Here is a 26,343-nt window from a genome sequence, read left to right on the forward strand (position 1 = left end):
TAAAAAATCAAAAACTGTAAGTGTTTTTAATTTTTAAAGCTTTAAGTAAAATGTGAATTTGAATGAAACATTGTCTTCAAGATCAGGGAGATGGTAAGCACCGTACCTATAAGCAAAACTCAACCCAAAACCAAAAAGGAGTTTATTAAGTTCGAATCCCGCTTCATTGTAACCTTGTGAAAGATCATTGAAGGAAATATTTTGATGCTGTTCGGGATTATCAAAATCTCCAATGGCATGCCTGGATATTAGAACCAATTCTGGCTGAATGGTATTGGAAATTTTAAATGGTGCTAACCTATGTTTCATGTGTAAAGTAGCCAACTTTGTACTAAAAAACTCATTGAAATACATAGTTTCAAAACTCTTAACTCCAGCTACCGAAAACCGATTAAAAATACCTGCTTTGTTAGGACTATTGGGAAAAGCATGAAATGTATGCATCAAAGGAATATCTCCAAACCCAAGATCTCCACCTAACTCAACGCTAGATACACTTCCCCAACTATGAATAAAGTCATAGTCAATTTTTGCACTCATTTTTGTAAAATTAAAATCGCCATCCATGACACCATTGAAACTTTGGCTAACCTGGGCTGAAACTTCAGGAGCAGATGTATTATTTATATAAATCCGCTTTCCTACTTTGGAATAGCTGTAATTTGGTGTCCATCTTAAACCAAAGGTAGCTGTGGTAAGATTATAATTCTCGAACACATCTCCGTTATTTAAAAACGCGTAGTCTCTGGTTTGAGAGATATTGCTTTTATCAACTTTAAATTCAGAAATCAATTGAGGAGAAAAGTTATGCTGAAGGCTTAGCCCATACTTTTCGTATTTATAAAAGAACGTAATATTGACAAGCCGTGGCTCAAACAAAGAGTAAACACGCTGATCTGTGAGGTAATTGTTCATCCCAACCTCTTCAATGTCATTATCGTAAAAGGCATTAAACCATGTAGCCGAGTCAGGATTTATTAACATTCCTGCATTAAAGCCATATTTAAAATTTCCATCTTGAGTTCCGTAGGCTGTAAACCCTCCCAACCGGTATTTTTCTGAAAACGACTGATTGGTTTGTAAACCCAATCCAAGTCGTAAACCTTCATAATTATTTGCTTTCACAAGCCTGGTAAGATCGACGTCTACGATGCCTATAGGAAAATATCCGGCATCAAAAGCTGATATTCTTTTCACCCTGTTCTTTATGTTTTCTTCTTTAACATAAGTCTCCAGATCTTCTGTATTCTGTTCCCTTTCACTTATAAAGGAGAAGTTAAAATTCTCCCAGTAAGCATCTGGGATTGTCTCATTTTTATCTTCTAAGACCTTACTCAGAGATTTTGGAAAAGGGGAAACACTATTTTCAGCTACAAAATCATAATAAATTTGTTTGTGCTTTAAAACGGCTTCATCATCTGGATTTTTTTTCTGAATTCGACCAAAAGACATCCCGCCACCAAAAAATGAAAGTTTCGTTCCTCCCGTTCCTGGATAAATATCTAGACTGATATCTTTTGGCAAACCAGTATCAAGGTCGAAAATTGTGATCATATTCAATCTAAAATCTGCATCCAGAGTCACTTGAATTTTTTCAAATTTGGAAGTTGATTTGTTAAGCAAGAGAATCCCTTTGAAAGATCGCTGAAAACCTTTCAAAATGGGTTCAAATTGAATGACTTCAAATTCAGAAGTTTCATAAATGCTATAGAATTCATAGTTGACTGAATTGAATCTATTGAAAGGAGAAACAAATCGTTCATCAAAAATTTCAACATGGGTTTGGAACCAGTTGAACGAGAAAATATCTTTGTTCACCATTTTGGGAACAACCTCATCTATTCCATCGACACTTATAGCATTAAACTTCTGTTGAAGACCTTCTTGTCCAGTAAGTCGGAGATCAATGTCTTTTCTTAAAACGAAATCAGATTTTTGATTTGTGATTCTTGTTTTACTTAAACTTTTGAATTTGTAGTTTGTAGAAAAAGAATGATTCTTGGATAGTGAATCAATTCTACTTGCTTCAATTTCTTTAGCATCGATAGATTCTTTAGGTATCATTTTAAGATTTGAGAAATCTTCGAAAATTTCCAAACTTTCAAATCCTTTGGAAATAACTTTATCGATAAACTCACCTTGATTAAGCTCTTCAGAAAATTCACCATTATAATCTGAAAAAAAATAACGCTGTTGATTCGTAATCAAAACAGCGTTAGAAATAAAATTCTTTTCATTTGAGTTATCTCTAATTCTTCCATTTACTGAAGATTGGGCATAACTATTCAACACTATTGCAAAAAATAAAAAGCTGAAAAGATGTTGAATTTTCAAATTTTGAAGTTGTAAAACAATACCACCGAATATTATACGGTCATGATTTCTTTTTCCTTAATTGTATTAATTCTATCGATTTCAACGATAAAAGAATCGGTCAGTTTCTGAATTTCATCTTCGGTATCTTTTTGAACATCCTCAGGAAGATCTGCTTTTTTAATCTCATTCATAGCAGTTCTTCTGTCGTTTCTAACTCCAATTTTAGCTTCTTCAGCTTCAGCCTTGGCTTGTTTAGAAAGCTGTAGACGTCTTTCTTCAGTTAAAGGCGGAACATTTATAATTACGCTTTCTCCATTATTCATAGGATTGAAACCAAGATTTGCATTCATGATTCCTTTTTCAATTTCCTTGAACATGGCTTTTTCAAATGGCTGAATCGTAAGCGTTCTTGCGTCTGGAGTATTTACATTACTCACTTGATTAAGTGGTGTCATGGTACCATAATACTCTACCATAACAGAAGATAGCATAGCTGGATTTGCTTTTCCTGCCCTTATATTTGTCAATTGCTTTTTAAGATGCTTGATCGCTTCTTCCATCGACTCCTTGGCGCTATCTAAAATAAAATCTATTTCTTCGTTCATATCTATAAGTTCACTTTTGTTCCGATTTTTTCTCCTGAAATTATTCTAAGTAAATTTCCGGGCGTATTCATATCAAATACGATAATAGGCAATTCATTTTCTTGGCTCAATGTAAATGCTGTAGTATCCATTACTTTCAATCCTTTTCTCAGCACATCTTCAAAACTGATAAAATCAAATTTTGTTGCATCTGTATTTTGTTCTGGATCTGAAGTATAGATTCCATCAACGCGAGTGCCTTTTAGAATAACATCTGCTTCCATTTCAATAGCTCTCAGCACAGCAGCAGAATCTGTAGTAAAGTAAGGGTTTCCTGTTCCACCACCAAAAATAACTACTCTTCCTTTCTCTAAATGACGGATAGCTTTTCTTCTGATAAAAGGCTCAGCAACTTCATTGATTTTTATGGCAGACTGAAGTCTGGTTTGCATACCATTGTCCTCACAAGAACTCTGCAAAGCAAGACCGTTGATGACAGTAGCAAGCATTCCCATGTGGTCACCTTGAACTCTGTCCATACCTTTACTGGCACCAGCAATTCCTCTAAAAATATTACCACCCCCTATAACAATCGCTACTTCTACTCCTTTATCTACAATCGATTTGATCTCTTTTGCGTAATCATCTAGTCTTTTAGGATCGATTCCATATTGACGATCACCCATGAGAGCTTCTCCTGAAAGTTTGAGTAAAATTCGCTTATACTGCATAGCTATTTAAAATAAAGTTTTGCAAATATAAGGATAATCTCATACGAAAAAATGACATATTCACTTCAATTTTGAGCATAAAAAAACCCTTTAGATTTCACTAAAGGGTCATATAATAATTGAATAAAGAATTAGCCTAAAGCAACTCTTTCAAAAGCGACGATTTCAACATCACCCAAAGTTTTCACATGTTGAGCAACAGAAATTTTGCTGTCTTTAATAAAGGCTTGATTAACAAGAGTATTATCTTTAAAGAAACGTTGAATTTTTCCTTTAGCGATTTTATCCAGCATATCTTCTGGCTTACCTTCTTGTCTTAATTGATCTTTAGCAATCTCGACTTCCTTATCGATAGTTGTTTGGTCAACACCTTCCTCATTAAGAGCTACTGGGTTCATAGCAGCTGCTTGCATAGAAACTTCTTTAGCTACTTCTTCTGCACCTTCAGCAGGCTTTGAAAGACCAGTTAAAACCGCAATTTTATTTCCAGCGTGAATATAAGATCCAACGAACGGAGCTTTTAGGATTCTAAAGTCACCGATTTCAATTTTCTCACCTATTACTCCAGTTTGCTCAGTAAGTTTTTCACTTACAGTGATGCCGTTATAATCAAGTTTTAATAATTCTTCTTTGCTTTCTACACCAAGTGCAAGTTGAGCAAAATCATTTGCCATTTTGGTAAATGAATCATTTTTAGCAACGAAATCTGTTTCACAGTTTAAAGAAACAATAGCACCTTTGGTAGCTTCATCGTTTACTACAGCTATAACTGCACCTTCAGATGAGTCTCTGTCTGCTCTGTTAGCAGCAACCTTTTGTCCTTTCTTTCTTAATATTTCGATAGCTTTATCAAAATCACCCTCGCTTTCTACAAGAGCTTTTTTGCAATCCATCATACCAGCACCAGTGCTTTTTCTCAATTTATTGACCTCAGCAGCCGTTATTTTTGCCATGATTTGTATGTTTTGTGTTAATATAAAAATCGCTTAAGTAAGACTTAAGCGATTTGCAATCTTTAAATTTATGTTATTCTGAAGCTTTATTTTCTTCACCAGCTGGCTTTGTAGGTTCTGCCTTATCAGCTGGAACTTCTTCAACAACAGGTGCTTTCTTATCAGCTTTTGCTTCAGTTTCTTTTTTATCAGATTTATCTTCCGATGCTTTTTCTTTTTTAGCTTTTGCTGGTTTCGCATCAGCATCTTTGCTTTCTTTTCTATCATTCATACCTTCAAGGATAGAATCTGCCATATAAGACATAATCTTATGAATAGATTTTGAAGCATCATCATTTGCAGGGATAGCATAATCCACATCTCTAGGATTTGAATTCGTATCTACCATTGCAAACACAGGAATGTTTAATTTTTGTGCTTCTTTTACTGCGATGTGCTCTCTTAAAGTATCAACAACAAATATTGCAGCAGGCAATCTTGACATTTCAGAAATAGAACCTAAGTTCTTTTCCAATTTAGCTCTCATCCTGTCAACCTGCAATCTTTCTTTTTTGGAAAGGGAATTGAAAGTACCGTCTTTTTTCATACGATCTACTGTTGCCATTTTCTTTACAGACTTTCTTATGGTCACAAAATTGGTCAACATACCTCCAGGCCATCTTTCGGTAATGTAAGGCATTTGTGCTCTCTGGGATTCTTGAGCCACAATTTCTTTTGCCTGTTTTTTGGTAGCGACGAAAAGAATTTTTCTTCCGCTTGCTGCTATTTTTGAAAGAGCTTCTCCAGCTTCTTCCATTTTAGCAACCGTTTTGTATAGGTTGATGATGTGAATACCATTGCGCTCCATATATACATAAGGAGCCATGTTTGGATTCCATCGTCTTGTAAGGTGTCCAAAATGTACACCAGCGTCAAGTAATTCCTTGACCTCTATTTGATTTGCCATTTTTGTTTTAGTTTACGTTCTTCTGTTGGGATAGCAATAAATAAGTAGCAATAATATTGGTCTTATTCATTTAGATGCTAAACTAACTTTGGGCTTTACCCAAATAACAACAAAAAATTGAACTATTAATAATTTCAATAATTGAATGAAATTCCCGATTAACGTTTTGAGAATTGGAATTTCTTTCTTGCTTTTTTCTGACCGAATTTCTTACGTTCTACCATTCTAGGGTCTCTGGTAAGTAATCCTTCTGGCTTAAGCGTAGCTCTATTTTCTGGGTCTAGCTCGCACATTGCTCTAGATAACGCCAATCTGATAGCTTCTGCCTGTCCGGTGATACCACCACCAAACACGTTTACATTGATATCAAATCTATCTTCATTACCAGTTAAAGCCAAAGCTTGGTTGACTTTATAAAGCAAAGGTCCGGTTGTGAAATATTCGTTAGCTTTTTTCTTGTTAACGGTAATTTCACCTTTTCCCTCAGAAAGATAAACTCTAGCTACGGCAGTTTTTCTACGGCCAATTTTGTGAATTGTCTCCATTTACACTAGTTCGTTTATATTAATTTCCTTTGGTTGTTGAGCATTCATGTTATGCTCTGTTCCTGTAAAGACACGTAGATTTCTAAATAAATCTGCACCTAATTTGTTTTTAGGCAGCATCCCTTTTACAGATTTTTCCACAAGACGCTCAGGGCTCTTGTCAAAAACTTCTTGAGCTGTTAAACTTCTCTGTCCACCAGGATATCCAGTATGTCGGATATACTCTTTTGAGTCCCACTTTTTACCTGTCAAGTTGACTTCCTCTGCGTTAACAATGATTACATTGTCTCCACAATCAACATGAGGGCTAAAGCTAGGCTTGTACTTACCTCTCAAAAGTTTGGCAACAATAGAAGCTACACGTCCAAGAGATTGTCCGCTGGCATCAACTACAACCCATTGCTTATCTGCAGTAGCTTTGTTGGTTGAAACCGTTTTGTAACTTAATGTATCCACACTTAAATTTTTAAATAATTAAACATTCCTTTTATCTTCAAAGTCTTGAAAATAAGGGTGCAAATTTACGATTATAAATTTATATAACAAGGTATGCCCTCAAATATTTTGTAAACACATTTAGACTCAAGTCTTTAGGTCTTACTTGAGTGATAAAACGAAGTTTGTGGAAATCCTCAATCAAGTTAAAATTTTTATTTCAGGCATTACCAATGTGTCCTAGGACAATGAGGAGTGACACTTCACGGTTTTTCTTAAAATTGTATTTAAGCTGAATAGTTTCTTACTGTATTCAACACTGGTACTCATGGTGATTAAAATAATGACTAAACCTTAAATCCCAGTCCTACTTAGTAGATGACATATTATAATGGAATAAAAGTCAATTTTAGTGACAACTCCAACAGATTCAAATATTCCAAAAGTTGAATTTACTTTTAAAAATAATCAAAATATAAGTTGTTTAAAAGTTATTGACAAGGGCACTAACACACAAAATAATGATGTGTAAACAAATGCAACAACCTTTAATGGCTCAACAAACACCGGAAGCATTAACATTAAGATTTACAATCACAAGTCGTCAGTTATTAGATTTTGAAAACAGTAAAATAAAATTCAGATTTAGAATTTCTAGAGTTTGTATTTCAAAATTAACCTGACAAATGTATTTTTGGTCAAACTTTTGATTAAGCATTTAAAAAGACAACAATGATAGGATATTACGTTTTAATTGGAGCCATCTTACTTGTAAGTTGGTATGTGAGTAATAAACTGAAAAGTAAATTCAAAAAATACTCAAAAATTCAACTCCAGAATGGAATGACTGGAGCCGAAATTGCCAGAAAAATGCTGGAACATCATCATATTCATGATGTAAAAGTGATTTCTACACCAGGGCAATTGACTGATCATTATCACCCCACTAAAAAGACAGTAAACTTAAGTGAAAGTGTTTACAATCAAAGGAACGCAGCTGCTGCTGCAGTTGCAGCTCACGAAGTAGGTCATGCTGTACAACACGCTAAAGCCTATTCATGGTTAGAAATGAGAAGCCAACTTGTCCCACTTGTTAGTGTTGCTTCCCAATGGAGCCAATGGGTCATTTTTGGTGGCCTTATTTTGATGACAATGGTAAGCGTAGGTGTTGGTCAAACTGTACTTCTAGCTGGTATCATTATGTTTGGTCTGGGTACATTATTCAGTTTCATCACGCTACCTGTAGAATATGATGCAAGTAACCGAGCTTTAGCCTGGATGAAAGATCATAACATCGTCAACCAGGAAGAATATAAAATGTCTGAAGATTCTTTGAAGTGGGCCGCAAGAACATATGTGGTTGCAGCCATTGGTTCTCTCGCCACTTTACTTTATTTCCTTAGTATTTACATGGGTCGAGATTAAAAAACTATTCAATAGTATAATAGTATAAAAGGCGTTTTAGAGGTTTCTAAAACGCCTTTTTTAGCTTTCGGCTATCATTTTAAGATTGACTAAAGTAATTTTGTTCGCAATAGACTAAGTACAATTGATATTTGATTGGCAATCCGGATCATCACAATCTATTAAACCATCCCCGTCGTTGTCAATTCCGTCGATGCAACGTTCAATAAGGCAATCTTGAAAATCTTCACAATCTAAATCTTCGCAATCTATAAAACCGTCTCCATCGTTATCAATTCCATCATCACAACTACTTTCAATACAAGCCCTGTTTGAAGAGCAACTTGCATCTTCACAATCCACAAAACCATTACTGTCATTATCAATTCCATCATCGCAGATCTCTACTTCAATATCATTTGCCTCATTTTCGGAATCCGAACATGAACCTAAGCAAAGCAGAAAAGATGGTATTATGACAATTAAGAATTTTCGCACACTCTAAATATAGCATAAAATCCAAAAGAATAATTGTTTCCCTAAAACTTTATTATTTTTAAATGAGGTCTAACTAAATTATTATTTCAATGTAATTTAGAGAATAATCTATTTTACTTATGCCGTTTCAAGGTATACAAATCATTACGAATATCTTTCAAATTCTTGACACTTCCGAAATTATGAAGTTCTCGTAAAGCCAGCAAGTCCACATCTGCAATTAAAATCATTTCCGTGTTGGGTGTGGTTTGTGCTTTTATGCCATCACTTGGGAAAGCAAAATCCGAAGGTGTAAATACAGCCGATTGTGCATATTGAATATCCATATTATGAACCTTTGGCAAATTACCCACACTCCCGGCGATTGCGACATAACACTCATTTTCTACCGCTCTGGCCTGCGCGCAAAGTTTCACTCTAGAAAATCCATTTTGTGTATCCGTAAGAAAAGGAACGAACAAAATATCCATACCTTCTTTGGCCAGAATCCTGGATAACTCCGGAAACTCCACATCATAGCATATCAAAATCCCTATTTTCCCACAGTCTGTATCAAACACCTTAAACTCACTTCCACGCTGCATTCCCCATACACGAGCTTCATCTGGAGTCACATGTATTTTCTCATAACGCTCTATACTTCCATCACGTTTACATAAATAACCTACATTATAAAGTTTATTGTCTATAATTTCTGGCATACTGCCCGAAATGATATTGATATTGTAAGCAATTGACAGTTCTGCCATTTTATTTTTGACAGGCTCTGTGTATTTAGCCAGTTCTCGTATGGCATCAGGCTCGCTCAAGTGGTTATACTTAGACATCAGCGGAGCATTGAAAAATTCTGGAAATAGCGCAAAATCTGAGCGGTAACCAGAAAGCGATTCTACGAAATATTCCACCTGATGTAACAATTCTTCCAAACTTCGATAAGGCCTCATCTGCCACTGTACCAAGCCAAGACGAACTTCACTTTTTTGATTGGATGGGACTTTGGTCTTCTTTTCATAATAAATATTATCCCATTGCATCAAGACTGCATATTCCCTGGAATCTTTATCACCATCGAGATAGTTTGACAAGATTCGCACAGGTCTAAAATCATTGGACAACTGAAAATTCAAAACAGGATCATCGATCTCCTTGGTCCTTACGTTTTGGATATATTGTTTAGGGGTGAATCGATTTGAAACCTTATGATAATTTGGAATTCTACCGCCAAAAACAATTCCCTTTAGATTCAATTGTTCGGTTAATTCCTTACGATAATCGTAAAGCCTTCTCCCTAACTTCAAGCCTCTGTATTCTTTACGAATTATCACATCGATACCATACAACATATCACCGTCTCCTGTGTGGTTTTTAAATTTTACATCTCCAGCTATGTCATCATAGGTATGGTTATCGGACAATTTATCGTAATCCACGATAATAGAAAACGCACAACCGGCAATATCCCCATTTACTAAAATCACCACCTGACCTTCAGGGAAAATATCGATCAATCGTTTCAACTCATCCTTTTGCCAATACGCATCGGGAACGTCGCCATAAATTTCCACGAATACTTCTTTCAGGACTTCAAAATCCTTAAGGGATAAGTATTTCAGTTCAATTTGTTCGATTTTTGGAGAATTTTCAGTCGACATGTGATCTTTAATTTAGTTATAGATTCGAAATAGTAAGTATTAAATTCAGAATAGAATAGAGAAGTTATTTTTCTTCTGAATTTGTGCAAAGTTAGCTATAAAGCTTCAAGAAAATAAGCTTTAAATATCATCTTCACTTAAGAGCGGCGTCCAAAGTGAAGATGATTCCTGAAGGTTTTACAATTAACGTTCAAAAGTAGATGAACGAAAAATGAGGCTTACATTTCTAGCAAATACGCGAAAATCAAGGGAGCAACAATGGTAGCGTCGCTTTCAATAATGAATTTTGGCGTGTTGATGTCCAGTTTTCCCCAAGTAATTTTTTCGTTTGGCACCGCTCCAGAATAAGATCCATAACTGGTCGTTGAGTCTGAAATCTGACAGAAATAATTCCAAAATGGCGTATCTGTGCGTTCCATATCCTGATATAACATAGGCACGACACAAATTGGGAAATCACCTGCAATTCCTCCACCAATCTGAAAAAAGCCAATGCCTTCTTTTGAATTTTCGGTGTACCAATCGGCTAAAAAGGTCATGTATTCAATTCCAGATTTTACCGTCGAAGCTTTCAACTCACCCTTCATCACATAGCTCGCAAAAATATTTCCCATCGTACTGTCTTCCCATCCTGGAACGACAATTGGAAGGTTCTTCTCTGCGGCGGCATACATCCAGGAGTCTTTCAAATCGATCTCGTAGTATTCTTCCAAAACTCCTGAAAGCAATAATTTATACATGTACTCGTGCGGGAAATAGCGCTCGCCTTTGGCTTCGGCATCTTTCCATATCTTCACGATGTGCTTTTGCAAACGTCTAAATGCTTCTTCTTCAGGGATACAAGTATCGGTAACCCGATTCAAGCCTTTCTCTAATAAATTCCACTCATCCTGAGGCGTTAAATCCCTGTATTCAGGAATGCGTTTGTAATGCGAGTGAGCGACTAGATTCATGACATCTTCTTCCAGATTCGCTCCAGTACAAGAGACAATATGTAATTTATCCTGGCGAATCATCTCTGCGAAAATCTTACCCAATTCTGCTGTACTCATGGCTCCAGCCAAAGAAACCAGCATTTTAGAACCGCCTTCCAGTTGCTTTTCATAAGCCTTGGCAGCATCCACTAAACTCGCGGCGTTGAAGTGTAAATAATATTTTTCTATAAAGTCTGAAATGGGTTTGGTCATGGTTTTTTGTTTTATTATTTTAATTTAATTCTGAGAGAAGAACAAGGAACATAGAGTCAAGAGTCAAATATGATAAAACTAAAATGATCCTTTTAATTTCTTCTAGATGATCAAAATTATTTTTTATCACAAGAAGTCGTGGCTCATGTGTCTTGTTTCCTTACTGAAAATTTAATATCTCACTTCTGATATCTACTACTATTTAATCCTCCTCTTCCTCAGAAGCATTTTCATACTTAAACTTATAGCTTAACATTTTGTAATACAGTTTAGCGGCTAAAAAATCAGATGATTTATCCACTTCATTTGGGCAAAGCTCTACGATATCAAATCCAACAACATTTTTCTTTTTGAAAATTTCTTTCAGGAATTCTAAGGTCTCATACCAAAACAAGCCCCCAGGCTCTGGAGTTCCAGTAGACGGCATTATGGAAGGATCGAAAGCATCCAGGTCGATAGTGATAAAAACGTTTGGGGTCATTTGTCCTATCGCATCATCAGTCCAGTCTTCGTAAAGATCATGTGCAAAATAGACTCTGTTCTCGTCCATATGCTCCAATTCAGATTCATCCATAGAGCGTATGCCCACTTGGATCAGGTTCCCTTTTTTACTGGCTTCATGAACAGCACAAGCGTGACTGCACGCGCTGCCCTCGTAAGAAGGCCTTAAATCTGCATGTGCATCAATTTGAACAACGGTTAACTCTGGAAATTGCTCATGAAAAGCACGAATGGTTCCTATAGAAACAGAGTGTTCTCCTCCAAAAATAGTGACAAACTTTTCCTGCTTTAAATAATTTTTGGTGGTCTTATGAACAGCTTCTACCATTTTTTCTGGCGAGCTGTTTTCGGATACTGGAGGAGCGAGATAAATTCCTTTTTTATAAACTTCTGTTCGGGTTTCTATATCAAACAATTCCATGTTTTCTGAAGCTTCCAGAAAAGCCTGAGGCCCTTTGTCTGCTCCTTTTTGCCAAGAACTTGTTCCATCATAGGGAACTGGAATTAAAACGACTTTCGCTTCGTCGATACGTGCGTACTTGTCTGGAATTCCTGCATAATTTTTGTTAGATGCCATGATAACCTAAAATTTTGAGTAAATCTTCACTTTTTTGTTGTTCACTAAATAATTCTGTCGACAGACTTCCATCGTCGTTTTTTTGTATAAGAATATGTTTGGGGGCTGGAATTAAACAATGCTGCAATCCTCCAAAACCTCCAATAGTTTCCTGATAAGCACCGGTATTGAAAAAACCAATATAAAGCGGGTTATCTTTTTCATACTTCGGGAGGTAAATCGCGTTCATATGCTGTTCAGAATTGTAATAATCATCACTATCGCAGGTCAATCCCCCAAGAAGTACTCGCTCGTATCTATCTTGCCATCTGTTAATGGCTAGCATGATAAAACGTTTACTTATCGCCCAGGAATCTGGTAAAGTCGTTATAAATGAAGAGTTGATCATATTCCATTTCTCACGGTCATTTTGTTGCTTTTGGTACAAAACTTCATAAATCGCTCCACCACTTTCGCCTACTGTAAAACTTCCAAATTCAGTAAAAATATGAGGCACAGGAACATCCTCTTCCTCGCATGTCAGTTTGATTTGATTGATAACCTCATCGATAATGTATTCATAATCATACTCGAATGCCAGAGAATTCTTTATTGGAAAACCACCACCAATATTTAGGCTATCCAGACTAGGACATACTTTTTTGAGGCGCGTGTAGACTCTCAAACATTTTTGAAGCTCATTCCAATAGTAGGCATTATCTCTTATACCTGTATTAATAAAAAAATGAAGCATCTTCAACTCAACCTGATCGTTGTTTTTAATCTGATCTTCGTAAAAAGGAACAATATTTTTATAACCAATTCCTAACCTTGAAGTGTAAAATTCAAATTTAGGTTCTTCTTCAGAGGCGATTCTTATTCCTATTTTGAAATCCTTATCAATTTCTTTGGTGAGTAATGCTATTTCTTCATAGTTATCAATCACAGGAATACAGTTTTGATGTCCCCCATTGATTAGATTCGCTATATTGGATACGTATTGATCTCTCTTGAAACCGTTACAAATCACAAAGGTGTCTTTGGTAATTTTCCTTTTCTCTTTCAGACTATTAACGATATCAATATCAAAAGCAGAAGAGGTTTCGATGTGGATATCATTTTTTAGCGCTTCATCCAAAACGTGCTTAAAATGGGAGCTTTTGGTACAATAGCAATAATTATAAGTTCCCTTATACTCGTGCTTTTCTATGGCATCTTGGAACCATTTTTTGGCACGACCAATATTTTCAGAAATTTTTGGAAGGTAAGTGAATTTTAAAGGAGCTCCATATTTCTCAACTAGACCCATAAGGTCTATATCATGAAATTTAAGTTCGTCACCTTTAAGAGTAAATTCATCTTGGGGGAAATCATAGGTTTGGCTTATTAAGTCAATGTACTTTGTATTCATTTATGAATTAATTATTAACCTTAAAGTTAAGTAAAAAAATATTTTAAATAAGAAGATCAACACCAAATTGAATTATGTGTTGTATTAGTAAGAGAATTACAATATTGAAGAAACTTCATATGTGAAGTTAAATTTAATTTTGAAAACTTATACAAATGAAAATCATTTTCATAAATAGAAAAAGCTCACAAATGTTAAAATTTGGGTTACTTTATGGTATAAAACGTCTCATTACTGGACTGGTTTATCTTTTTCCCATTTACCTTCAAAACTTACGTTACCATCAATATCATAAAGGGTTCCAGTGCCGTTTCTCAACCCCTCTTTAAATTCTCCAACGTATTTCTCTCCAGTAGGATAGCTAAAAGTACCTTCACCTGTTCGTTCACCCATCACAAAATCACCTTCGTATTTAGCGCCGTCCGCCCATTGGAACTCACCTTTTCCATGCGGTTTGTTATCTTTCCATTCACCCCTATAAATAGAGCCGTTGGTCCACACACCTACTCCACTGCCTGTAGCTATATTATTTTCAGTTTCGCCAACGTAGTGGATCAATATATCCTTATCGGATTTAAAACTTATCACCTTTAAGGTCTCTTTGCGGTTTAACTCTTTGGACTTGACGTTCAATTCACTTTCAAGACTATCATTGGCTCTCTTGATTTCATTCAATGACAGCTTGAATGTTCGCTGCAGAGAATCCAAGCGAGTAGAAATAGAATCTTTCAAATCAATGGTATTACTGAGCTCAGTTCGTAGATTTATTTTAGTGAGTTCATCATCATTTTCAGATTGTAAAATATTCTGGATCCGTTTTATTCTTTGATCTACCATTTTTCTTAGATCATTATCTGATATCTCAAGATTTTTATACCGTTTCAGAGCATTCTCTGGTTGATTGTCTATCATCCATACCTCATCAGCTGAAATAATATCTTTTAGAATAGTAACATCAGACTCTAATTCGGAATAAACTGAAGCGGGTATGGTGTCACTGTTTTGATAAGTATTAAGTTTAGAGTCTAGAGAGAATACAATCACAACCAAAGCCAAAATGGCAATCAATGAAACAATGAACAATATTTTATACTGATTCTTATTTTTTTTGTCTTTAGAGCTCATGCTTTAATTTTGATTAATCGTAAAATCTAGTTTCAGGTATTTTATCATCGAATTTCCTCAAATCTAAGTTGATATACACGTTGAATTTGAATATCCAACGTTCTCGATAAACCCCTCCATCTATTCCAGATTGACCAGTGGTATACATCATATTCGCCGAGTAACTTACGCGGGGTGAGGCAATGTATCCAATACCAGGATATAGCCTTAAATCCTCAATAGGATTATCTACAATACCTTTTCCACTTTGCATAATCAACTCAACATCTGGATTAAAATAGAAAGCTCCGGGCTGTAATTTAGGTTTATTCAGTGGAATCTTCATCATAAATTTATAACGCCATCTGTTGCCAAAAACATATTCCGAACCTTTTTGGAAACTCTTTTTCCAACGGTGTTCAATTCTTATACGGTGATAAATCCTAAAACGTTCGTAGGGCATTATCCATTGATACTCATGCCATATCCTGGGCTCCAATCTTATTTCTTCGAAAGCATCCCCACTTTGGTCACCAAAATCTACTCGCAAAACACCTCCCAGTGTAAATTTAAAGCTTTTGTTAGGTATATATTGAATTCCATGCCTGTTGTAAACCTGAGCAACATCGCCAATGAAATTTCTACTCCCATTTTCACGCATTCGGTAATGTAACTCTCCGTGCCAGAACCACTTCTCACTTAGCCTGAAAGTTCCGTAACTATTGATCCAGGTTAGTGTTTCAGGTTCATTCAAAATAGACTGATCTGGAAAGTTTGTGTTGTCTTCTTGAGAAAAAACAAAACTTGCAATAAAAACAAAGAATAAACTGAATTTAATCGATCCGTTTAACTTCATATATATTAATATTTCAACTTCAATTCCAGAACAGACAAAATAACTTCAGGGTCTTTCTCTCTTCTCAATTCTTTTTCCTCAGCCCTAGTATCACGTTTGCTAAGTTCCAGCATTTTTTGATAAACGCTATCAATATCCTCCATAGCCAATTCTAGATTTTCACAGTTGAAATCGTTGCTTAATCTTTCAAACAAATAGGGTCTTAAACTTTCAACAAAGGCCGTATAAATATTTTCTTTTATCCTTTCAGACATATCAACCATCATATACGCATTGAAAGTTGTATTTGTGTAAGCTTCGTCCAACCTTTTGTTTTTAGATTCTAAATTGTCAAGGAAAGTGTGGAAATCGAGAAGGTTGTTGTAACAACGAAGTAAATCCTTAATCCTATTTTTCTTTTGGTCAACCTTCAAACCACCGTAGGAATTGAAGGTGTTTTTAGTGAGTTTTAAAACTAATTCTGAATATCTTTGATGATACCTATTTAAATCATTTCCTTTTGAATCTGGATTGAATAAACTTTCAATTTTATCTTTCTTTTCTACAAGACGTTCTTCATCATTGGAAAGTGATTTTTCAATTTCCATCTCCTTGAATATCTTTTGGACTTCCAAATTTATGGCCTCTACATCCATCTTTATGTTTTGGATTAAGGAACTAGCTTTATCCAGATCGAAGTTTTCTCGTTCGGGAGCTTCAGGGAATTCATGAGACTTCGTCACCAATTCTGATTGAAACTCATAGGTGACTTCAACTGGAAAGAGAAGTTTAGGCCAAATCTTACCATAAATTTCTTTTCTATCCACATACTCGAAAGCATCTGAAGTGATCACCTCTACCATCCTCTTAAGCTGGCTTAACTCATTTTTATAAACATTAAAAATCAATTCAGCTTCATTAAATTTTTTGTGTACTGGCTTACCAATTTTGACTTTCGGATTATTTTCAAATTTTTTCAGAATAGATTGTATCTCCTGAAAGTCATCAGCTATTTTTTTGACTATTTTTTGTTCGTTTGATGAAAATTCAAATTTCCTTACCTTAAACTTTCCCAGACCTAAAGGACTACTACCTCTTAAGGTATTCCAAATGTCGAATCCGGAATTAAATGAAAACGCCAGGACGCTGTTTTCTATAAAATCATTGGTCTTTTGATGGCGGTTATTGATTAAGAATTTCACCTCCGAAGAAATGGTTTGTTCAACTTCTAAATCTATGAGATTGAGTATATCAAAATACCCGTCTTGCAAGGTGTAATCTTCCCACTGCTCACCATCTTCCACTCCCGTAGTATCAAATCCTGAATAGGAAATATCGAAGATCTTACCATCGATTACAATTTGGTAAGCTTTTAAAATTCCTGCTTCGTAAGTCCTGTTTTCTTGAATAGGTTGGTTTTCAGTCTTATGTTGAATCACCCATTCCCCATGGAAATAACCATCTGCGTTGAAGTAGCCCTGAACAGTAATAGACTTGGAGCTTGATTTTAAAGATCCTATTAATCGATTTTTTTTGAACGTGGATTCGATCAAGAATAGCGTGTCCTTAATTTCAGAGTTTACATAATCTTGCTTGACCACTTCCCAATTACCAACAGCTATTCCTTCCTGAAATTCACCAGAAATCCTATTTTCTGTTCCTGTTGCCAAATTTCCTACCCTAAAATCTGAAACAAATTTCTGATTTTCCACTTTCATTTTTTTGTCAGAATAAGACCAGTTACCAGTCTTTTTATCGGATGAAAATTCACCATTATAGGTGAAAGCTTGATAATCGAAACTCTTTAACTTTGAAGAGGATACAGATTCAAAAGAAAATTTTCCGTCATATTGGTTCTCACCATTAGAGGAGTCGTATTCGTAATTGACAATTCCGGAAATACTGTCATTAATAATTAATGAGTCTCTTTTAACTTCTTTTCGCTGAGCAAACACCACAGATGAAGAAATTAAAATTAGAACCAGAGTTACTCTACTTAATATAAAGAAGATGTTCAATGAAAAGTATCTGTCCAATTTATTCATAAGTACTTTTAAACCATTCCTAAATTGATAACCTCCTGCTTGGTGAGAATACGGTAATGACCTCTGGGTACATTTTTTTTATCTAGGTTGGCGTAGACCACTCGATCGAGTTTTTCAATTTCATAACCTAGCTTTTTAAAGATACGCTGTACAATATGAGCACGCTGGCTTCTCAACTCAAGTCCAATTATATTTTTTGGTCGGTTATCTACATAAGCAACGTCTTCTATTTTTACTTTAGACCCTTCTATAAAGGGGCCGTCTTTTATGACTTCAAGGTCGGATTCTTTGAGAGGTTTGGTCAGTTCTACCTGATAGATTTGCCTAATACCATTTTTATGTCCTGACAATTTCTTGGCCAGTGTCCCATCATTGGTGAACAAGATCAATCCCATTGAACTGGTGTCTAGTTTTCCAACTGGAGCAAGTTTAGATTTAGACGCATTTTGAACCAAATCCAAAGCAGTCAATTTTCCTTTTTCATAACTTCCTGTAACATAAAACCCTTTCGGCTTATTAAGCAAAACATAGGTTTTAGGTTCAGGGTTAATCAATCTTCCGTCAAACTTGACCTCATCGTCGAGCTTGACCTGATGTCCCATCTCGGTAACAACTTTACCATTGACAGTAACATTTCCCGACTTTATGTAGATGTCTGCATCTCTTCTGGAACAAACGCCAGAGTTTGATACATATTTATTAAGACGCATTCCTGCGTTAGGGTTTTTAATCTGTTTATCTACTTTAGACTGAGCAACTTCTTTTTTGCTGAATTTGCTTTTTGATCCCTTTTTGCTGGGGTCTTTATGTTTATTTGGGTCTTTCATTTTCAAAATTTGCGCAAAGATACTGTTTTTAAAGCAGTTGACGATTTGGAAAAGCTAAGCTTTATTTAATTAAATAACCGAAATAAAGCTGAAATACTGCGTTATTTAAATTGCCAGATTCAAAATTAAATCCGTCGTTGATATTGTTTAAACCAAGGCTGTATCTAGCTCCAACAAAAAAGCCCCAATCTGTTTTATAACTTACACCCGCAGAAATCGACATGTCCAAGGTTTCGAAATCATCGTCTACATTTATTTTATTAGAATTTTCTGCTTGTTTGTTTTCATAATTGGCATTTATAAGATACCCAAACTGAGGCCCCAATTCGAAAGCTAAGCCCTTATTGATATAATATTTTCCAAGAATTGGTAAGTTGAAGTAGTTAAGGTTTACACTGTCTTCAAAATAAGATCCTTGTTCATTCCCCCTATTTGTGCTTCCTTGCCTGGAATATAATAACTCCAGTTGTAAAGCATATTTTTCACTAAAACTATATTCTGAAATTAATCCAGCAGTGAAAGTCGATCGCAAAGACTTCAGATTCTCAGTGCCTTTCAACTCAGATATAGATAAACCAAACTTGGCACCGTATTCCAATGTAGAATGTTGCTCTTGCGCAAATGCAGTTGGAGAAAGAAAGGTGATAAAGATTATAACAAGTGCAGTGGTATACTTCATATTTAAAAAAAACAAATGTAATTATTTTGAATAACTTTTTTTTCAAAAAGATGAGTTTTTAACTAAGGTTATCACGAACTGGATTGTTATGTAAGTGTAAAGTAAAATTTTACGGTTTTCCCGCACTATGATTACGGTTGAACCGTAAATCAAAACCAGAGAAGGCTTGTACATTTGAATAAGTCAAATACCCTTAGTTATGAAAGCAATTGAATTATTACAAAAAATGGAAGCCGAAATCTTAAAACCAATTATGCTTGAAGCTGGTTTTAATAATGACGGCGAAATTTGGTGGAAATCTTCAGAAGAGTTTTCTTTAGTACTTACACTTCAAAAGTACTGGTGGTCTACAGATGATAAAATTGATTTCAGAATCAATTTAGGCATGATGATACCACCGATTAAATCTTCATCAAGGAAACGTCCAGAGATCACAGAGCTAGCGGTTTGCGTTTCTCAAGATTGCTATCTTCCCGAGGAACTTCAGTTTCATAGGTTTAAAAATAGCATCGGCTATTCATTGACCAATGAAGACAATTCAGAAGAATTTCTGAAGCTAATCACACGTGACTTCGAAGATTACATTATACCCCAATTACTTAAGCAGGAGACTTTGCAGGATTGTGTAGAATTTTACAAAGATGTGCCTTTTTGGAATCAAAGACTGGATCGATTCATCCAGGAACACAGATTCAAGCTTATGAACAATATAGCGAGCTAGAAAAGTTATTATTAAGAATCGTACTTTTGGAACAATATTGGATAAGTAGTATCCAACAAAAAACTCCAAAAAATGCAATCAACTTTACGCCGCTTCGGGAAATTCAGCCTTGCGCTCGTTTTCTTTATTTCTATTTATTCCTGCACTGACACAAAAAATTCTGCTTACAAGGCTGAATCTTCTGGTAATTTGAATCAACTTAACGTTGTGATCACCAACGAAGACTGGCAGGACTCGATAGGTGAACACATTCGGGAAATTTTTGCTGAGGATGTTCAGGGCTTACCTCAACAAGAACCAAAGTATGCGTTGAACCAAATCCCACCCAAAGCTTTTAATGGTTTTGCAAGAAAGAACAGAACATTCCTAAAGATTGAAACTTCTGAGAAGATTGGGCATCAAGTTTTGATTGATTCTTTTGCCAAGCCTCAAACTGGGATAGCGATTACAGGTCCCAATTCTTCCTCAATCATCACAGAATTGAATACTCATAAAGAGAAATTTCTGGAACTTTTCAGCAAAACTGAATTAAAAGAAAAAAGGAGAAGGATGAGAAAAGCTCCGAAAGAAGTAGATGTTCTCAAGAAATCATTGGGATTCACAATGCTTTTTCCTTCCGCATATCGCTACGCGAAGCAGGAAGATAAGTTTTTCTGGATGCGTAAGGACATAAAAAATGGAAGTATGGAATTACTTGCTTATGAAGTTCCCACTTCTACTATTGAAAAAAACAACAATATTATAGCCAATGTCATAAAAATGAGAGATTCAGTCGGTGAAAAGTATATTCCCGGCCCAACGGAAGACACTCACATGATTACTGAGGAAGCTTATGCTCCATATCTGTTTGAAACTGAAATTGATGGAAAGTTTGCTTACGAGATCAAAGGAACCTGGGAAGTGAAAGGCTTTTTTATGGCTGGGCCTTTTATGACTTATGCTGTGAGAGATGAAAAAAATGATCGTTATCTCATTTTAGAAGGTTTTGTTTTCAAGCCTTCTTCTTCCAAAAGATTGCAAATGTTTGAAATTGAAGCCATACTGAAATCTGCTCGGTTTATAGACTAAATGGATTTGATATAAAAAAGACCTCCACTTGGAGGTCTTTTTTATTTATAAATTTTATGATTAAAACTTTAGTGTCACTCCCGCTAAGAAATTAATACCTGCCTGTGGATAAAATCCAGCACCTTCAACTGTTTGAACTTGACCTGCATCATTTTGTGTATCAAAAAAGAAAAAATACCCATTGGACTCGTACTTTACATCAAACACATTATTCACAAGCCCTGTAAATACAACCGATTTGAATAAAGGTGCATCTTTCCACTCGTAAACAATGTTGATATCATTGGTGAAAAAACTATCCAGCAATGACACTTCACTATCAATATTGCCCATATACTGCTCACCTACAAATTTTGATATCAAATTTACCTGAAACTCCTCGCTAGGATGATAAATCAATTGATTGGCTGCTATAATTTCTGGAGAAAAAGAAATATTAGTTTCTCCAAGGTCCCTAATTTGGCCGTCTAGATTTGCTCTAAAATCGATATTTTTATTTCGACTTAAAGTCAAATTTGGTCGAGCAGAAAACAAACGATTGATTTTAATATCCGCATCGATTTCTAATCCTAGCCTGTAGCTTTCCCCACTAGTCTCCCTAATTGGTGCTCCCACATCATCTATGGCTCCAGTTAAAACCATCTGGTCTTTGTAATACATATAGTAAGCGTTTGTATTAATGCTGGAATTTCCTAAATCAACTCTCCAACCCAATTCAAAGTCATCCAGAACTTCTGGATTGGTAATGCCATTTTCAAAATCGCGACGACGCGGCTCTCTTCTGGCTTTACCATAAGATGCGTATAGTTGTTGGTCGGCGTTCAATTCAAAAGTTGCACCAGCTTTAGGATTAAAAAAATTGAAATTTTCATCAACCAGTAGGTTTTCTTTGTCTGAAGTCAAACCTGTTGTTTCATAATTCACAAAGCGTCCCTGCAGATCTCCAAAGAGGCTCAGCCTATCATCCACCTTTAAAGTAGCTTTACTAAACGCTGTAAATTCTTGCTTTGTCCCCGTACCGAAATAATAGTTATCTCGAATTTCAGAATCACCAGCAAATCGCGACCAGATCACTTCTCCAAAATGATCGTTGGTGTAATAGCTGTAAAACAAGCCAGAGGTAAACTCAAGCTGACTGTCGGCATAAGTTGCAGTTCCGTTAATGACATAATAATCATTGTCTAGCCAACGTCTTCGTATCAAATCTGACTCTTCTATCGTAGCATTACCTACTGTAACTGGCCCAATTTCATGAAAAGCCAAGTCAGCATTTTCTTCATATTGTTCAAAATAACCACGACCGTAGGTGTAGTTCAAACTTAAATTTGTCGACCAGTTCTGATTCAATCTCTGGTTCCAGTGTAACTGATAGTGATCTTGCTTATAATTATCAACTTCATTGTCATAAAATTGGGTTTGCCCATTTTCATCGGTATATTGACCGGAAGGATTGAACGTTCTATCAGTTTCCAGAGTTTGTCGATCTACACCATACCAGGCTTGGTAAGTCACATTGTTTCCTCCAAAAGTCAAAGCCTTTATGAAGGTATTTCCATCTTTAAAGGTTCCCTGCAAAAAATAAGATTTAAGATCGGAAGAAGCCCTATCGATATAACCATCGGACTTGATTTGAGACAATCGGCCCGAGAACGTGAATTTGTCTTCCAAAAGTCCAGTTCCAAATTCCACGGTATGGCGTCGTGTATTGAAAGAACCAAATGAGTTGCTCAACTCAGCACTTGGCTCATCATTTTTGGCTTCAGTCAAGATATTCAAACTTGCTCCAAAAGCTCCTGAGCCGTTAGTGGAGGTTCCCACACCTCTTTGCAATTGAATGTTCTCTGTGGAAGAAGCAAAGTCTGGCAAATTCACCCAGAAGGAGCCTTGACTTTCCTGGTCATTAAAAGGAATACCATTCAAGGTCACATTCACTCTGGAGGCGTCACTACCACGCACTCTTATAGACGTGTAACCCACGCCATTCCCAGCATCGGTTGTGGACACGACCGAAGGAAGTACATTTAGTAGAATAGGGATATCCTGACCTAGATTACGCTCTTCTATTTCTTTTTTACTGAAGTTGGAGTGCGTAATTGGTGAATCCGCATTAACCCGAAATGCCTGGACCAAAACCTCATCTAGAGCCTCTTCAGCCTTGGACATATCAACATCAAGCCTTTGATTGGAATATACATTCACCTTAAATTCTCTCCTGTTTCCGAAGTTAAAAATAAGCGTGTAAGTTCCTGGTGAAACTTTCAATTGATAGTCTCCATTCGCATCGGAGACTGTTCCATAATTAGTAGATTTGGCGTATACACTTACTCCTGAAAGTGCTTTACCCTTGCCTGTTACTTTTCCTTCTATCGTGTAATCTTGTGAGAAGGATTGCCATCCAAAGAAGATAGCTAATACTAGAAATAATTTGATTTTCATTCGTAAAATGATTTACGAATAAAAGGGGCAATTATTCAATGTTAAACATAAAAAAACCTGAAGACCGCTCTGGTATCAGGAGTATAAAACAATGCATGACGAACTTGTCATTTTCCCTTGGCAACATTACTTGCCCAGGTTCATTGGGTATGATCTCAGTCTTGCTTTCACAAAACACCCCTTTGAGATGTGTTGCAAACTTATGTAATTGAATTTAATTTCGGTCATTATAAATGCACTAATTATTGATAAAAATATATTGATTATAAACTTAAGTTTTGGGACTCAAATTTTAAACACTTAGGATTAAACTTCTGTTTTAAATTTTACTCTTGGTTTTTCTTTATTTTTGATAAACTAGCTTATTAAGTTAAGATTTAAACCAAAAACCAACAGACCATGAAAAATAATGAACGTGCTGAAAAATTTAGACAAATTGTAAGCAATAAATATTTAATTTATAACAGTTTGTTTTTAAATCTTCCAAACGAAAATACTACTTATACTGGTGTTTTCATTCCACTTCTTCATAAGTTGAGCAATGAAGGATATAAAAAAGACGCAGAGCCAAAAGCAGTAATTGAAGACTTTCTGTCTAACCATACGGAGTTAACTTCCGACAAAGAAAAGTTTGATTTACTGTTCAGAATGATAAAGTATATCGAACGTCAGGTAGTTTTGTTTGATAGTATCGAGGATGCGGCATTTTCTAGTTTTAAAAAACAAAAAATCGAGAACGTTTTACAGCCTGGTAACGCAAATTACCAAGATCTGGTTGAACACCTGAAGAATTTTAGCTCCAGAGTTGTCTTTACAGCTCATCCCACACAATTTTACCCCAACAATGTGCAAGGAATAATGCATGAACTTCGCAATGCCGTTCAAATAGATAGCATTACGAAAATTGACAATATCCTTCAACAGTTAGCTTATACTCCGTTTATTAATAGAGAAAAACCCACCCCTTTTGAAGAAGCACAAAGTATCATTTTTTACTTAAGATATGTGTATTATGAAACGCTTGGTAAAATCTACCATCAAATTGGAAAAGCTGCGAATTTGCCCCCAGACTTCAACCCTAATTTGCTGGAAATGGGGTTTTGGCCAGGCGGCGATCGAGACGGAAATCCGTTTGTAACCAAAGAAACTACTTATGAGGTGGCCACTCAATTGCGGATTACTATCATGAAATGTTATTACAACCACTTGAAAGTTTTGATGCGTAAACTCACTTTCAGGGAAGTTAATGAACCTTTGAACAAACTAAAACGCAAATTATATAAGCAAATCTTCAAGAAGAAAACCAGCTTAAAATCTGAAGAAATTCTCAAAATCATGTACCGAGTGAGAAAGTTGGTCGGGGACAAATACCAGTCTTTGAATATCGACTTAATCGATGATTTTATTGGAAGAGTGCACCTCTTTGGAAATCATTTTGCAACTTTAGATATCCGTCAGGATAGCAGCATTCATAACCAAGTGATCGCTGAAATTTTCAAAAAGGAGTTTAATGTCGATTATAGCGACTTGTCTTCAGAAGAAAAATTAAAATACTTAACACAGGAATCGTTGGAAATAAATCCAGCTGACTATTCGGATGATTTGGTTGTGGATACAATTGAAAACGTGTATCAAATTCGGGACATCCAAAAGCTGAACGGCCGGCGTGGTTTACATCGTTATATCATTTCCAATTCTGAAAGTATTTTTGATGTTTTACATGTGTATGCTCTTTTCAAATATTGCGGATATAAGGAAGAAGATATACAAATAGATATTGTCCCGTTATTTGAAACTATGGACGGAATGGACAATTCTGAATCTGTGATGAGAGCGCTTTATGACAATGAAATTTATAAGACACATTTGCATAAAAGAAACAAAGAACAGCACATCATGTTAGGATTTTCAGACGGTACCAAGGATGGTGGTTACCTGAAAGCCAACTGGGAAATCTATAGGACCAAAGAACGCTTAACGACTTTATCAAGAAAAGAAGGTTATCAGGTTGTATTTTTTGATGGTCGTGGCGGACCTCCAGCGCGGGGTGGAGGAAAAACGCATCAATTTTACGCTGCTCAAGGCAACGAAATTGCAAACGAAAAGATTCAATTGACTATACAGGGACAAACAATTACCAGTGTTTTTGGAACTCATGAGCAGGCGACTTATAATTTTGAACAGTTACTTCTGGCAGGAGTAAAATCAAAACAAAGCAAAAGCTGGAAGCCAAATCATAAAGAATTACTAACCGAACTAGCTGATAAAAGTTACGAGAAATACATAAGTCTTAAGGAACACGAGTTATTCATTCCTTATTTGGAAGAAATGACAACCCTTAGGTATTACGGAGCTACAAACATAGGTAGTAGACCGACCAAAAGAAATCAAAATGCCAAACTTCAATTGAAAGATTTGAGAGCCATACCATTCGTTGGATCCTGGGGGTTGATAAGACAAAATGTACCAGGATATTACGGACTAGGGACAGCGCTTAATACTTATGCAGATCAATTTCATGTGGTTGAAGACCTTTACAAACACTCAGCCTTTTTTAGATCTCTTATTTTGAATAGCATCATGTCAATGAAAAAATCATATTTCCCGTTGACATCTTACATGAAAAATGATAAAAAATACGGTAAGTTCTGGATGAATTTACGCGAAGAATATGAGCTTACTAAAAAACTGGTTCTTAAATTGACAAAACAGAACGAGTTGATGGAAAACGAAGAGCTAGCTAGAAAATCCATAAATATGCGTGAAGATATTATTCTGCCGCTACTCAGCATACAACAGTACGCTTTACAAAAGATCCAAGAGGATGATGCTAACAAAGAGATTTATGAAAAAATGGTGATTAGAGCTTTATTTGGAAATATCAACGCAAGTCGAAATTCTGCCTAAGT

22 protein-coding genes are annotated in these 26,343 nt (G+C 35.7%); 4 read left to right on the plus strand and 18 right to left on the minus strand.

Annotated features, from left to right (window positions below):
• Positions 1-33: 33 nt before the first annotated feature.
• The 7 genes from LB452_RS11435 to rplM form a co-directional block, all read right to left on the minus strand.
• The gene (locus LB452_RS11435; RefSeq protein ID WP_224461870.1) at positions 34-2,334 is read right to left on the minus strand and encodes a DUF5686 family protein; all 2,301 of its coding nucleotides are present in this window, start codon (positions 2,332-2,334) and stop codon (positions 34-36) included.
• A gap of 32 nt (positions 2,335-2,366) precedes the next feature.
• Entirely contained in the window at positions 2,367-2,921 is a 555-nt protein-coding gene (frr, locus tag LB452_RS11440) for a ribosome recycling factor (RefSeq protein WP_224461871.1), read from the minus strand.
• 2 nt (positions 2,922-2,923) lie between these two features.
• A complete protein-coding gene (pyrH, locus tag LB452_RS11445; RefSeq protein ID WP_224461872.1) occupies positions 2,924-3,631 on the minus strand; it encodes a UMP kinase in 708 nt (235 codons plus the stop codon).
• Between the two features lie 131 nt (positions 3,632-3,762).
• Complete coding sequence (gene tsf / locus LB452_RS11450) at positions 3,763-4,584, minus strand: translation elongation factor Ts (protein WP_224461873.1); 822 nt, start codon at positions 4,582-4,584, stop codon at positions 3,763-3,765.
• A 73-nt stretch (positions 4,585-4,657) separates the two neighbouring features.
• Positions 4,658-5,530 carry a 30S ribosomal protein S2 gene (rpsB, locus tag LB452_RS11455; RefSeq protein WP_224461874.1) on the minus strand — a complete coding sequence of 291 codons (873 nt, stop codon included), beginning with the start codon at positions 5,528-5,530 and terminating at the stop codon, positions 4,658-4,660.
• A 158-nt stretch (positions 5,531-5,688) separates the two neighbouring features.
• Positions 5,689-6,075: a 30S ribosomal protein S9 gene (gene rpsI / locus LB452_RS11460; RefSeq protein ID WP_224461875.1), complete on the minus strand. Its 387-nt coding sequence runs from the start codon at positions 6,073-6,075 to the stop codon at positions 5,689-5,691.
• A complete protein-coding gene (rplM, locus tag LB452_RS11465) occupies positions 6,076-6,531 on the minus strand; it encodes a 50S ribosomal protein L13 (protein ID WP_224461876.1) in 456 nt (151 codons plus the stop codon). It abuts the gene before it with no gap.
• Positions 6,532-7,242: 711 nt separating this feature from the next.
• Here rplM and LB452_RS11470 point away from each other — a divergent pair.
• Positions 7,243-7,935: a zinc metallopeptidase gene (locus LB452_RS11470; RefSeq protein WP_224461877.1), complete on the plus strand. Its 693-nt coding sequence runs from the start codon at positions 7,243-7,245 to the stop codon at positions 7,933-7,935.
• 114 nt (positions 7,936-8,049) lie between these two features.
• Here the strand turns inward: LB452_RS11470 and LB452_RS11475 are convergent, their stop codons facing one another.
• The 10 genes from LB452_RS11475 to LB452_RS11520 form a co-directional block, all read right to left on the minus strand.
• Positions 8,050-8,412 (minus strand): hypothetical protein, encoded by a 363-nt coding sequence (locus LB452_RS11475; protein WP_224461878.1) that lies wholly within the window; start codon positions 8,410-8,412, stop codon positions 8,050-8,052.
• Between the two features lie 113 nt (positions 8,413-8,525).
• Positions 8,526-10,064 (minus strand): carbon-nitrogen hydrolase family protein, encoded by a 1,539-nt coding sequence (locus tag LB452_RS11480; RefSeq protein ID WP_224461879.1) that lies wholly within the window; start codon positions 10,062-10,064, stop codon positions 8,526-8,528.
• Between the two features lie 218 nt (positions 10,065-10,282).
• The gene (locus tag LB452_RS11485; RefSeq protein ID WP_224461880.1) at positions 10,283-11,251 is read right to left on the minus strand and encodes a deoxyhypusine synthase family protein; all 969 of its coding nucleotides are present in this window, start codon (positions 11,249-11,251) and stop codon (positions 10,283-10,285) included.
• Between the two features lie 202 nt (positions 11,252-11,453).
• Positions 11,454-12,329 (minus strand): agmatinase, encoded by an 876-nt coding sequence (gene speB, locus LB452_RS11490; protein ID WP_224461881.1) that lies wholly within the window; start codon positions 12,327-12,329, stop codon positions 11,454-11,456.
• Complete coding sequence (locus LB452_RS11495; RefSeq protein WP_224461882.1) at positions 12,319-13,719, minus strand: arginine decarboxylase; 1,401 nt, start codon at positions 13,717-13,719, stop codon at positions 12,319-12,321. Before LB452_RS11495 ends, speB begins: the two co-directional genes overlap by 11 nt.
• Before the next feature lie 231 nt (positions 13,720-13,950).
• The gene (locus LB452_RS11500; protein ID WP_224461883.1) at positions 13,951-14,844 is read right to left on the minus strand and encodes an MORN repeat-containing protein; all 894 of its coding nucleotides are present in this window, start codon (positions 14,842-14,844) and stop codon (positions 13,951-13,953) included.
• A gap of 13 nt (positions 14,845-14,857) precedes the next feature.
• A complete protein-coding gene (locus LB452_RS11505; RefSeq protein ID WP_224461884.1) occupies positions 14,858-15,679 on the minus strand; it encodes a DUF2490 domain-containing protein in 822 nt (273 codons plus the stop codon).
• 5 nt (positions 15,680-15,684) lie between these two features.
• Entirely contained in the window at positions 15,685-17,703 is a 2,019-nt protein-coding gene (locus tag LB452_RS11510; RefSeq protein ID WP_224461885.1) for a hypothetical protein, read from the minus strand.
• A gap of 8 nt (positions 17,704-17,711) precedes the next feature.
• On the minus strand, positions 17,712-18,530 hold the full coding sequence (locus LB452_RS11515; protein WP_224461886.1) for a pseudouridine synthase: 819 nt from the start codon (positions 18,528-18,530) through the stop codon (positions 17,712-17,714).
• 61 nt (positions 18,531-18,591) lie between these two features.
• Entirely contained in the window at positions 18,592-19,209 is a 618-nt protein-coding gene (locus tag LB452_RS11520) for a porin family protein (protein WP_224461887.1), read from the minus strand.
• A gap of 199 nt (positions 19,210-19,408) precedes the next feature.
• On the opposite strand from LB452_RS11520, the gene LB452_RS11525 reads away from it, so the two are divergent.
• Together LB452_RS11525 and LB452_RS11530 are read left to right on the plus strand one after the other, a co-directional pair.
• Positions 19,409-19,930 (plus strand): DUF4304 domain-containing protein, encoded by a 522-nt coding sequence (locus LB452_RS11525; RefSeq protein ID WP_224461888.1) that lies wholly within the window; start codon positions 19,409-19,411, stop codon positions 19,928-19,930.
• Between the two features lie 72 nt (positions 19,931-20,002).
• Positions 20,003-20,998 carry a DUF4837 family protein gene (locus LB452_RS11530; protein ID WP_224461889.1) on the plus strand — a complete coding sequence of 332 codons (996 nt, stop codon included), beginning with the start codon at positions 20,003-20,005 and terminating at the stop codon, positions 20,996-20,998.
• Positions 20,999-21,058: 60 nt separating this feature from the next.
• Here LB452_RS11530 and LB452_RS11535 read toward each other — a convergent pair whose 3' ends face one another.
• Positions 21,059-23,434, minus strand: a complete 2,376-nt coding sequence (locus tag LB452_RS11535) for a TonB-dependent receptor (protein ID WP_224461890.1) — start codon at positions 23,432-23,434, stop codon at positions 21,059-21,061.
• A gap of 399 nt (positions 23,435-23,833) precedes the next feature.
• Here LB452_RS11535 and LB452_RS11540 point away from each other — a divergent pair, with 399 nt between their 5' ends.
• Positions 23,834-26,341, plus strand: a complete 2,508-nt coding sequence (locus tag LB452_RS11540) for a phosphoenolpyruvate carboxylase (protein ID WP_224461891.1) — start codon at positions 23,834-23,836, stop codon at positions 26,339-26,341.
• Positions 26,342-26,343: the final 2 nt, after the last annotated feature.

It is taken from the genome of Psychroflexus longus, from assembly GCF_020164595.1.
Taxonomy (GTDB): Bacteria; Bacteroidota; Bacteroidia; order Flavobacteriales; family Flavobacteriaceae; genus Psychroflexus; species Psychroflexus longus.